Source organism: Vibrio vulnificus CMCP6 (genome assembly GCF_000039765.1).
In the GTDB taxonomy this organism is placed as follows: domain Bacteria; phylum Pseudomonadota; class Gammaproteobacteria; order Enterobacterales; family Vibrionaceae; genus Vibrio; species Vibrio vulnificus_B.
This window is the reverse complement of sequence record NC_004459.3, coordinates 2898883-2910521: the sequence shown is the minus strand read 5'-3', so window position 1 is coordinate 2910521 and position 11639 is coordinate 2898883. Positions and strand designations below refer to the sequence as shown.

General features: G+C 48.0%; 8 protein-coding genes. 6 read left to right on the top strand and 2 right to left on the bottom strand.

The annotated features are described in order from the left end of the window. The first annotated feature begins 64 nt into the window (after positions 1–64). The 3 genes from rsuA (at position 65) to VV1_RS13515 (ending at position 2869) form a co-directional block, all read left to right on the top strand. Entirely contained in the window at positions 65–766 is a 702-nt protein-coding gene (rsuA, locus tag VV1_RS13525; protein ID WP_011080669.1) for a 16S rRNA pseudouridine(516) synthase RsuA, read from the top strand. A 238-nt stretch (positions 767–1004) separates the two neighbouring features. After that, the gene (locus VV1_RS13520; RefSeq protein ID WP_013571975.1) at positions 1005–2207 is read left to right on the top strand and encodes a Bcr/CflA family multidrug efflux MFS transporter; all 1203 of its coding nucleotides are present in this window, start codon (positions 1005–1007) and stop codon (positions 2205–2207) included. Beyond that, the gene (locus tag VV1_RS13515; RefSeq protein WP_011080667.1) at positions 2207–2869 is read left to right on the top strand and encodes a DUF2913 family protein; all 663 of its coding nucleotides are present in this window, start codon (positions 2207–2209) and stop codon (positions 2867–2869) included. Before VV1_RS13520 ends, VV1_RS13515 begins: the two co-directional genes overlap by 1 nt. Before the next feature lie 40 nt (positions 2870–2909). On the opposite strand, the gene VV1_RS13510 is transcribed toward VV1_RS13515, so the two are convergent. Together VV1_RS13510 and VV1_RS13505 are read right to left on the bottom strand one after the other, a co-directional pair. Then, positions 2910–5405, bottom strand: a complete 2496-nt coding sequence (locus tag VV1_RS13510; protein ID WP_011080666.1) for a cation:proton antiporter — start codon at positions 5403–5405, stop codon at positions 2910–2912. A gap of 105 nt (positions 5406–5510) precedes the next feature. Further along, complete coding sequence (locus tag VV1_RS13505; protein WP_193387256.1) at positions 5511–6959, bottom strand: DUF2867 domain-containing protein; 1449 nt, start codon at positions 6957–6959, stop codon at positions 5511–5513. 240 nt (positions 6960–7199) lie between these two features. Between VV1_RS13505 and VV1_RS13500 the strand changes: the two genes are divergently transcribed. Genes VV1_RS13500 through VV1_RS13490 form a run of 3 tightly spaced genes read left to right on the top strand, consistent with a single transcriptional unit; the run spans position 7200 to position 11430 of the window. Next, positions 7200–7871, top strand: coding sequence for an ABC transporter ATP-binding protein (locus tag VV1_RS13500; RefSeq protein WP_013571971.1), 672 nt, complete (start codon positions 7200–7202; stop codon positions 7869–7871). Further along, the gene (locus VV1_RS13495; RefSeq protein ID WP_011080663.1) at positions 7852–10305 is read left to right on the top strand and encodes an ABC transporter permease; all 2454 of its coding nucleotides are present in this window, start codon (positions 7852–7854) and stop codon (positions 10303–10305) included. The genes VV1_RS13500 and VV1_RS13495 overlap by 20 nt, the downstream gene beginning before the upstream one ends. Next, positions 10306–11430, top strand: a complete 1125-nt coding sequence (locus tag VV1_RS13490; protein WP_011080662.1) for a lipocalin-like domain-containing protein — start codon at positions 10306–10308, stop codon at positions 11428–11430. It begins immediately after the preceding gene. Positions 11431–11639: the final 209 nt, after the last annotated feature.

Below are 11639 nucleotides of genomic sequence, written 5' to 3'. Positions count from 1 at the left end.
GAAATCACTCAACTATTCTTTGTGAGCTCGCTATAATACCCGACCTTAACCAGATGAGGTATTCATGCGTTTAGATAAATTTCTTTGCGATGCGCTTGGCGCGACGCGAAAAGAGGCCACTAAGATCCTAAAAAGTGGTGAAGTGACCGTTAACGAACAAGTGCAAAAAAGCGGTGCGGTAAAAGTAACGGAAGAGTGTGTGGTTGAATGGCAAGGGCGCGAGCTGGCGATGCAAGGACCGCGTTACATTATGCTTTACAAGCCTGAAGGTTTTGTCTGCTCGCATGAAGATGGTTTCAACCACACTGCGTTTGTTTTATTAGACGAAGTAAAAATGGATGAGCTTCATTTTGCAGGTCGTTTGGATGTGGATACCACGGGCTTGGTGTTGATCACCGACGACGGTAAGTGGTCACACCGTATTACTTCGCCTAAGCATAAATGCGACAAAACTTACCGTGTTTGGTTGGCGGACCCGATTGGCAGTGATTATGCAGAAAAACTGGCCGAAGGCGTACAATTGCGTAACGAAAAGGAGCTAACGCTTCCAGCGCAGATGACCATCGTCAATGCGGATGAAAACGAAGTGCTGCTGACTATCCATGAGGGCAAATACCATCAAGTGAAACGCATGTTCGCGGCATTGGGTAACAAAGTTGAGCAATTACATCGTGAGCGTATTGGCGCGATCGAGCTGGATGAAAGTCTTGAGCCGGGAGAATACCGTTACCTCACTCAGGAAGAAATAGACTCTGTTTGGAAATGATTTAGTTCCTATACGGAACTAGTCTTTCTGCCTAATCTGTATCACAATAGTTCAGCCTGCTGACATTTCTTTAACCTCTTCACGCAGGCTGCTATGGCATCACGCCATCATTTCCCTCCCAGAATTTCTAGCAGAAAGGACAACGGCCAACGTTTGGCAAACTGTTGTGGAACATGGGCAACGAGATTGTATTGTGACCGGAGTGTTGCGACGCAATCGCAACCAAAACGGAGAATCAATGACCAATCAATCTCAAGCCGTTAGCCAATCACAAATTAGCCTCTTTTTGTTTGCTGTACTCGGTGCCATCGGTGCGTTGACACCCTTGGCCATCGACATGTATCTACCAGCGATGCCGACCATAGCACGCGATTTGGGCGTCGATGCCGGTGCGGTGCAGTTTACTTTAACCGCTTATACCGCAGGTTTTGCGCTCGGCCAACTGATTCATGGTCCACTGGCAGACAGTTTTGGTCGACGTCCGGTTTTGTTGCTTGGGGTGCTCTTTTTTGGCCTAGCGGCGGTGGTCAGCGCCACGACCAATGGCATTGATGCGTTAACGTATGTACGCACCGCGCAAGGCTTTGCGGGGGCCGCGGCAGCGGTGATCATTCAAGCCGTGGTTCGCGATATGTTTGATCGCGAGGACTTTGCGCGTGCGATGTCGTTCGTCACATTGGTGATCACTATTGCACCCCTTGTCGCGCCAATGATCGGTGGGCACCTAGCCATTTGGTTTGGCTGGCGTTCAATTTTCTGGGTGCTGGCGTTTTTTGCCGTTATCGTGATCGCCCTTGTCTGGTGGCAAATACCAGAAACACTCAAGGTAGAAAACCGACAGCCATTGCGCTTCAAAACGACCATGCGTAACTACTTAAAGTTATGCTGTAACAAAACAGCGATGGGGTTGATTCTGTCTGGCGCGTTCTCTTTCTCCGGAATGTTTGCTTTTTTAACCGCAGGCTCGTTTGTCTATATTGATATTTATGGTATTTCACCCGATCAGTTTGGCTATTTGTTTGGCTTGAACATCGTTGCGATGATCATCATGACCAGCCTAAATGGCCGAATGGTGAAGAAAGTAGGGTCGCATTTCATGTTGCGTTTGGGGCTGACTGTTCAATTGATCGCCGGTCTTGGTCTATTTGTCAGTTGGCTACTAGACCTTGGGCTATGGGGCACGGTACCATTCGTGGTTCTATTTATCGGCACACTTTCTACCATCGGCAGTAACGCAATGGCGCTATTGCTTTCTGGCTACCCTAATATGGCAGGGACGGCGTCTTCTCTGGCGGGCACATTGCGTTTTGGCACTGGCTCTCTAGTTGGTGCTTTGGTTGCGATACTGCCATCAGGAGTGACTTGGCCTATGGTGCTAGTGATGTCTGCGTGCTCTGTGCTTTCAGCACTGTTTTATTGGATTTTCGGACGAAAAGCATAATGTCGAACTACACAAGTGAAATTCAGCGCTTAGTGAATACCGCACTCGCTGAGCTGGCTGCGGAACATCAATCGGGCAAATTGGTCGACGCACCGATTGCCAACAACCACTTTTTGGTACGTTGGGTGACCAAAGCGCTGAAAGGTCAGCGTTTCGACCGTTGTGTTGTCGCGGACTTAACTCGCTGGCAAAAAGCAGGACGCTCGAAAGGAAATGACGCGGCGCTGTTGCCAACGTTCCAACGTATTTCTGCGTTTTATGCTTCGTTCTTTGCCCAAGAGGGCGCACCAAAAGCGATTACCGACAAACAGATCGAAGCTTTTCTCGATGAAATGGAAAACGCGGGCTGGGAAGTGTCGACTTCAGATCCGATTGTCGGCTGTGGCAAAGTGCAGATTTTCACGGAAGGACAGAACTCTTTGGCACTGTGCGCGCAGCAGTGCGAAAACTGTTTTGACGGCGAGCTATTAGTGAAACCGATGAGCTGGTTTGTTCGTGGTCACCATGCCGGTTTCGTTGAGAAAGCGAGCGCAGCGGGTTTTATGGTTCACAAGGTGACGGACTATAAATCTAACGTCAAATATCATGGTGAATATTTGGTGTTCCCGAGCAACCTCGGTAACCAATTGGCGGAGATCCCGCTGAGCTTTACTGGAAAATAAACAAACGCCGCTTTAAAAGCGGCGTTTGTTTTTCTAGCGCTTAGACCGATTTGAGCTGCTTAAATAGTTGGCAGACCACCGCCGTTAGATTGGGATCTTGATTCATGAGTAGCTTCAGTTTATCTACGGGCAGCCACATAATATCTGTCGGTGTATCCGAGACATACTGAGCGTTGGTTTTGCCAGTGAGCAGCGAGATCAAGGCAAAGGTTTCTCCCGGACCAATCGTGGTACGAACTTTCTCTAGGTTGTCGTCGGAACGCGTTTCATAGAGTTCCGTGATGCTGCCGCGGCTGACAATGCCAATTCGGTTGAGTGGTCGCTGATTCTCACAAATCAACTGACCTGCGTCATAGACGGTGTGTTCTATCCAACTGGTGAGCTCTTCACGAGTTTTGCTCTTCAGCTCTCTAGCCCAAGGAATGTCATTAATGAGCTTTTGCTCCTGCGACTTGTCAAAAATGGATTCTTTTTGCAGAGCTGCCATACGCTCTTCAACCATATTCAGCAATTTTTGTGCCTCAGGTTTGTCCAGTACTGCTTGTTTTAGTTGATCGTTGATCACCGCTCGCTCTCTGTTGAGCAGTAACCTTGTCGCGGCCTGGGATTGCAGGGCTTGGATAATTTCAGGAAAGCTCATCCGTAGCGATTCGATTCGCTCAAACGTGAGGCGTTTATTGAGCTCCACTTGTTGGCGAACCATAACGGCGATCTCGGCATCAGGTGCTAGGGTATCAATGTGACTTTCGAGTGCTTCTTGAGCTTGGATAAAGCCACGAGCCACATCGTAGCCCAACGCCAAACGACGGAAATAAACTTTGAGCAGCAGCTTGTTCCAACTATTGTATTGACGAAGTGGTTCCACCCAATCGGGCAAACGCCAAGTGGTAAACAACTCATTGCGAGGGCCAATGATAGGATCGCCATCGAGAGCATGTTCAACCGCTTCGACCAATTTGTTGGTTGCTTGTTTGCCAATCAGACCTTGAGAGAATTGTGTCCAATAGTGTTTACGTTCGGTTTCGAGCAGACGCCGCAAGTAAGCAGTGTGCAATTCATCCTGCGTGATTTCTGTGGGCGAATTGCACTCTTTGAGCACTTGTAATTTAGCGCCTTGTTTCACGGTTTCCCAATCAGCCCCTTTGAGAAAATCACTGGTCATCATCGTGGGTAGCATATCGTGCAATACTCGGTTAACTTCGTGCTGTGCTTTGTCCACTGTAGCTTGCTTACCCGGGGGTAAGCTGCTTAGATTTAACCACTTCAAAACGTGTCCCATCGTGGATCCATTAAACAAGATGGTTAACACCACAATGCCCGCACACAGAAACAGCACATGATCGCCAATCTGTTTAGGAATGATGTCGGAGGATGCTACGGTCATGGCCAGAGCCAGAGAAACCGCGCCACGCAAGCCACCCCAGCAGAGAACCACGGCTTTTTCGTAGGTGATGCCAATACCGATTCGTTTGAGAATGGGCATGAACACGGTGATGGAGCAGGCTCGTATTGCCATGATGCCCAGATAGAGAACAAAGAGTGCCAACCAAGCTTCTTTATCGTCGAGTGGGACGCGAATGGCCACCAAGATCCCAACAAGAAGAAAAATTAAGGTGTTGGCCATGTGAGCCATCATTTCCCAAAAATGATGTAAGAAGCCTGCCACCTCGGGGCTGATCCTTGTTCTCCCCACACTGGCAAACATAATCGCTAGTGTGACCACCGCGACCACGCCGGAAACATGGAAGTTTTCGGAAATAAAGAATGCCGAATAGGCGGCGGCAATGGTGAGCGAAATCTCAATCATAGGATCGTTAAACACCCGATCTATCCACAAAATACACAAGCCACCAAGGATAAGTCCGACGGCGAGTCCGACAAACACCACGACAAAAAACTGCGCGACAGCTTGCCATGGTGGCGCTGTGATCGCTTCGCCAGGGTTGCTGAATTCCATCAATACCCAGCCATAAAAAAGGGAGAAGAAAACGATCGCAGTTCCGTCATTAAGGAGTGATTCTCCTTCGATGAGCGTCTCCAATCGTTTTCTCGATGAGACTTCTTTTAGCAAGGCAACCACGGCTACCGGGTCGGTGGCACTGATGAGTGCGCCAAACATTAAACAGAGTGCCCAGCTCCACTGCCAATGTTCAGGTAATACCCATGCCACGAGTTCAGCGGTCAACCATATCGCCAGCATTAATCCGGGGACGGCGAGAATGACGATTTGGGTAAACATTCTGCGAAAGAGATGAACTTCCATCGCAAAAGCACTTTCGAAGATGAGTGTTGGTAGGAACAAAAACAGAAACAGATGAGGATCGATCTCAGAGGCAAGGCTTAATGTCTCGCCGATAAGCGTATAATTGTCGGTAAATGCGTTGCCGCGATGAGCCAAACCAATTGCGATACCGAGTATTAGCAGGGCAACGGTGTAAGGTACTTGGGAACCTTTCAAAAGATGCCGAACAAGGGCACCAATAAAAAGCGCAATAATGACAAAAAGCAGCGCTAAAAGACCGGAGTCGAAGTGCATAATCGTGCCTGATTTGTTTTAGTGATAATTCTAATAATAGAAACAAAGTCAGGTTTGGACCGAGATTGATACGGTTATGCCAAAAAGATGCTAACGAAAGCGGTGCTAATTGGTCGTCCCCCCTTTTTCCCGTGAGGCTTTTTTGGCGATCGCTTTTACCATGCCATTAAAAATAAACAGGTGAGCAGGCATCATGGCAAACCAGTAAAGTAGACCCGGAAAACCTTGCGGATGCCACCACGCGGTGACATTGAGCTCCCGATAATGACCATGATCGTGGATGGTAAACTCGAGTCGACCTAAACCGGGCCCTTTCATGCCGAAAAACAGCGAAAGAAATTGCTGCTTTTCGCAGCGAATCACTTTCCAAGAATCGATATAGTCGCCAACTTTTAGCTCAGGACCGGCGGGAGAGCGTCGAACAGGGCGAGAGCCGCCAAAGAGCACATCGAGCCATTCTCGAGTGCGCCATAAGATATCGGCAAAAAAGTACCCCTCTTTGCGGCTGCCAATTTTTTGCACCCATGTCCAAAGTGACTCTGCACTTGCTTGGGTGCGTATGCTTGCTCCTGCCTGTTTGGCGTAGTAACCGTAGCCTGGCTGCCAACGTTGAAGTGCTGCTGGATCAAATCCCCAAACATTGCTCCTCACGAAAGTACCTTCATTTTCAACCGCTTGAGCCACAGCGTCTTGGTAACGAATCAGTGGTTGAGGGTATTTTTCTCGTATTGCTTGGGAGTTGGCAATGTAGTCGTGCTCTAAGCCCGCCAAAAGGGCTTTGCCGATATTGGAGGGCACCGAAGTGATTAGCCCAAGCCAATGAGAGGCAAGCCTCGGCGTGAGTAACGCAGAGCTGACCAAGCGGAACGGGATCTTGGTGACTTGGCAAATGGTGCGAAATTGATCTCGGTAGGAGAGGGTATCGGGTCCACCGACTTCGTAAGTGTGATGCTGCTCTGGTGTTTCCTCCGCTAGACGCAACAAGTAATGATTCAAATTGTCGAGTGCGATCGGATTGGCTTTTGAGTCGACCCATTTGGGCGTGATCAGAATGGGTAAGTGGTAAACAAAATCGCGCATAATTTCGAAAGCCGCAGAGCCTGGGCCAATGATAACGCCTGCACGAAGCTCGGTGACGGGGATATTGGCTTTGCGAATCACATCCCCGGTCATTTTTCTCGCCAGTAAATGCTGCGAGCAGCCCGATTGCGGTTGGATGGCACTGAGATAAATGACGTGCTTAACATCGCTGCCCACAAGTGCTTGATAGAAATGATCGGCAAGCGATAACTCGTAGTCGACAAAGTCGTGTCCATGGGCCATGCCGTGTACGAGGAAGTAAATGAGCTCAAATTGGGGGATCAGTGCTTGGGTTTGTTCTTGATCGGCCAGATCGAGGTAGTGAAAGGTCAGAGAAGGGTGGGGCAGCACTCGCGCTCGCAAATGATCGATATGCCTTGCCGCCGCCGTAACCTGATAACCTTGTTCAAGAAGCTGCGGGATCAACTGTGAACCAACGTAGCCAGAAGCCCCTAACACCAGCACTTTTTTCATTCCGTTTTCCTTAACGAGTAATGCACCTGTCTGAGTATTTTCATGTTGTCGCATTTTCATAGTCGACTCAAGTGCTTGCTGTCTACTTTGTCGGTAAGTGACTTAAAAAGGAGGGGGGGGGTGATTCAAGGCAAAAGAAAACCAAAATAGCGTGATGTAGGGCTCAAAATACTTCCGGTTATCAGGTTTTTAGTGTAGATTCTGGTTCCAATTTCTCAAAGCAACAAAGTGATTAGATCAATGCTACAACTTTCAGACCTATGTAAAGGCTATGTGGATGGAGGCGAGTTTCATCCCGTACTACAAGGTGCTGAATTGTCCCTGAAGCAAGGGGAACAACTTGCTTTGATGGGGGAAAGTGGCTCCGGTAAAAGCACTTTGTTGAATTTGATTTCCGGCCTCGACATTGTTGATTCTGGCGAAATCATGTTTCCGGGATTTGCTATGAACGATGCCCCAGAGCATCTGCGAACTGCCTACCGTCGAAATAATATTGGCCATATCTTCCAGCAATTCAACCTGTTACCTACACTCAATATTGCCGACAATATTCGTTTTTGCCGCCAATTAAAGGGCCTTCCTGATGATAAGGGGTTGTGGCGTCAAATTTTATCGGCTTTGGATCTCATGCCGCTTCTTGGGCGTTATCCGGAAGAAGTGTCTGGGGGACAACAGCAGAGAGCGGCCATTGCTCGTGCGTTGTATATGGAACCCAAATTGCTGTTGGCGGATGAGCCCACAGGCAGCCTTGATGAACGCAATGCCGAAGCAGTTATGCGCTTACTCACCTCGCTTACCCGTCAGCTAGACTGCACTTTATTGTTGGTAACACACAGTGAAAAAGTGGCCAAACACATGGAAGGGATGATTCGCCTGCAAGGGGGGCAACTGCATGTTATGGCCCGTAGTTAAGGCACTACTCGGTCACTACAGACGTTACCCGCTACAAATATTATTGGTGTGGCTTGGCCTCACGTTAGGCGTGTCTTTATTGGTTGGTGTCACAGCCATCAATCACCATGCGCAAGAAAGCTATCAAAACGGCGAGAAACTCTTCAATAACCCTCTGCCATATCGCATTCGCCCAAAACACAGCGCCAATAAGATTCCCCAAGGTTTTTATATTCAATTACGCCGAGCAGGTTTTCAGCAATGTACGCCATTTGATATGCACCATATCAAAACGGCAGATGGTATGGGGTTGATGTTGATTGGTATGGATCCGGTTGCCATGCTGCAGTTGGAGAAAGAGACCTCTTTAAATCGCGCCACCTCACTAGCGTTAATGAACCCGCCTTATCCCATTCTTATTAGCCAAGATCTTGCTGAACACATGGCGTGGCAAGATGGCGACTTTATTGCTTTAGAAGATGGCAGCCAACTGGGGCCTTTACGTGTTGACCGTGAACAACGCTTAAATGGCAGCCGTATGGTCGCTGACATTTCATTGTTACGCATGCTAAAGCGCAGCTCAGGTTTATCGGTGATCGCTTGTGCAGAAATGCCGCCAGAGAAGCTAGAACACCTTAAACGTTATTTGCCCAATGGTTTGACGCTGGTTCGAAACAGCCAAGATGAACTGGAATCATTGACCAAAGCATTTCACCTTAATCTGACTGCAATGGGGATGCTTTCTTTCCTCGTTGGCTTATTTATTTTCTATCAAGCGATGTCGTTATCGCTTATCCAGCGTCAACCGCTTGTTGGTATTATGCGACAAACGGGTGTGACTGGCATGCAGCTAGCCAAAGCTTTATTACTCGAGCTGACCATTTTGGTTTTGGTTGCTTGGGCTTGTGGCAATGTTTTAGGGTTGTTTTTGGCAAATGAATTGATCCCTGCTGTTTCTGCTAGTTTAGGGGATTTGTACGATGCCAACGTAGGCTTGTCGATTAGCTGGAGTTGGGAGTCGAGCCTATACAGTTTGCTTCTGGCGGTACTTGGCGCATTGATATCGTGCTTGTGGCCGCTCATTCGCTTGTTGAAATCTCAGCCCATTCGTTTGTCCGCTAAGTTATCGTTGGTGCGTTTTGCAGGCAAAGAGTTCGCTTGGCAAGCTCTCGCTGCTTGTGGTTTCGCCGTAGCGGCGATTGCCGTTTATCAAGCTCCGAAGACGCCAGAATCGGGCTTTACAATCATTGCACTGATGTTGATGAGTGTGGCGCTGTTCATGCCTTTTTTAATGTGGAAGGTATTTAACAGCTTCTCTTATACTTTGCGCTGGGTGAATTTACGTTGGTTTTTCGCCGATATGGCTGCCAGTATGAGTTATCGTGGCGTTGCCATGATGGCGTTTATGTTGGCGTTGGCGGCCAACATTGGTGTTGAAACCATGGTCGGCAGTTTTAGAGACACCACCGATAAGTGGTTAACCCAGCGTTTAGCTGCGGATCTTTACATTTATCCAACCAACAATTCTGCGGCGAGATTGAGTAACTGGCTTGAAGCCCAACCGGAAGTGGATGAAGTGTGGTGGCGTTGGGAGAAAGAACTGGCGGATGAGCGTGATATCGTTCAAGTGGTCAGTACTGGCCCAAGCGACGGCGAGTTGGAAGCACTAACCGTAAAATTAGGTGTGCCTAATTATTGGTATCATTTACATCACAGTAAAAGCGTCATGATCAGTGAATCAATGGCGTTAAAACTCGATATCCGACCCGGCGATTATCTCGATCTTGCTGCGCCATTAGGTGGAGGCTGGCTGGTCGTTGGGGTGTATTACGATTACGGCAATCCTTACAATCAAGTGTTGCTGTCTCACCGCAACTGGCTGTATGCGTTTGCAGGCTCTGGCAACGTGGGCTTAGGCGTGTTGCTTAAAGACAACGTCAATGGCGAGGGCCTCAAGCATCGCTTGGAAAACATCTTTAGACTGACGTCTGAACGAGTGTTTGATAACAACAACATTTATAGTCAAGCGATGCGAGTCTTTGATCATACCTTCGCTATTGCAGATACCTTAGGAAATATCACGCTGGTGATCGCCGTTTTTGGCCTTTTCTTCGCGACGTTAGCAGGAGAGATGAGCCGTCAAAAGAATATTTCTATTTTGAGATGTCTGGGGGTTTCGGGTAAAGAACTCATTATTCTTGGTGGTTTACAGTTATTTGTGTTCGGCGTGATTTCCGCCCTTATCGCGGTTCCACTCGGTATGGCGCTTGCCACGTTGGTGGTGGACATAGTGATTAAGCAGTCGTTTGGTTGGTCTTTGCAATTGCAAATCGATGTGATTGAGTACGGAGAGACCATTCTTTGGGCGATGATCGCGATTATGCTTGCTGGCGCATTACCCGTTATCCGTCTGGTTAAGAACACGCCAATGAAATCATTAAGGGATTCATTCTAGATGAAGTGGTTAGCTGGAAAATCCAATAATCTTGCATTAATGCTCACTTTTCTTTTAGCGGCTATGGTGACAGCTGCGATGGGCTTTTATTGGTCTCAATCCGCTACCAATGAGGCGCAAGAATATCGACTGAATAACTCTTTGGGCATACAGGACAAAACGATCTTTGAGCCTGTATTACCCAATAAAAAAGTCTCGTTGCCGGAAGATTTCAAATTTCATGAGCAATACCAGCATGAATGGTGGCACTATTTTGCAACGCTGCAAGACGAATTTGGTCAATTCTACACCGTCCAGTTTAGTTTGTTCCGCATCGCGACTGATGAAAGAGAAGTCAGTGGTTGGCAAAACCCTCAGCTTTATCTCGCTAACGTTGTTTTAACGGGAAAAGAAAAGATCTGGCGGGAGCAACGCGTGGCCAGAGGTGGGATAGGCCAAGCGGGGTCAACCAATAAACCCTTTCGTATGTGGATCGATAACTGGACATGGCGTTCGTTGGGTACAACGCCGTTTCCAGGAAGCCTAACAATAGCAACCGATGATTTTTCGCTGGAGCTGGCGACGAGGACGGGTGGCCCATTTGTTCTCAATGGTGATAAAGGCTATCAAGTTAAACACGATCTCGAGTCGGTTGCGTCATTCAGCATTAGCGCTCCCTTTCTCGATGTAAAAGGCAGTATGTTCTTAGAAGGGCGTCGTATTGAAGTAACGGGCAATGCGTGGCTACAAAAAGAGTGGGGCAGCAACCTTTTCGAAGAAGGGCAGCAAGGGTGGGATTGGTTCACCTTCAACCTCGACAACGACAAGGCACTTAGCATCAGCCGTTACCGTCATCAAAGTCGAGTTCCTTATATTTTTGGTACGCTATCAACGTCGTCTGGCAAAGTCATACCGTTAACGGAAAAGGATGTGACGGTTTATCCGATCCTCTATACAACGCTGTCAGACGGAAAGCGCATTCCATTGCAATGGGTGATTGAAATTCCAAGTCAAGACATCTACGTGCAAACGAAAGCGGTACAGCAAGAGATGTGGTTACCCTTTTTGATTCCCTATTGGGAAGGGCCAATAAATGTGGCAGGTAGCAAGTCTGGAAGAGGCTTTATGCAATTAACGGGTTATTAAAACAATGGGCTCCTCATGGAGCCCATTGTTTTATCTGTTACGATTTATGAATAATCAATCGCTTTACTAACATCCGTTTAACGAATTGGCTATAATCTTTTCAATGGCTTGAATGTCGATGAACTGAGAATGTGGTTGGCTGAGGTAATTGCTTACATCGGAAATACCGAAGTGAAACATCCAAACAAGCGATTATTCCTACAAAATGG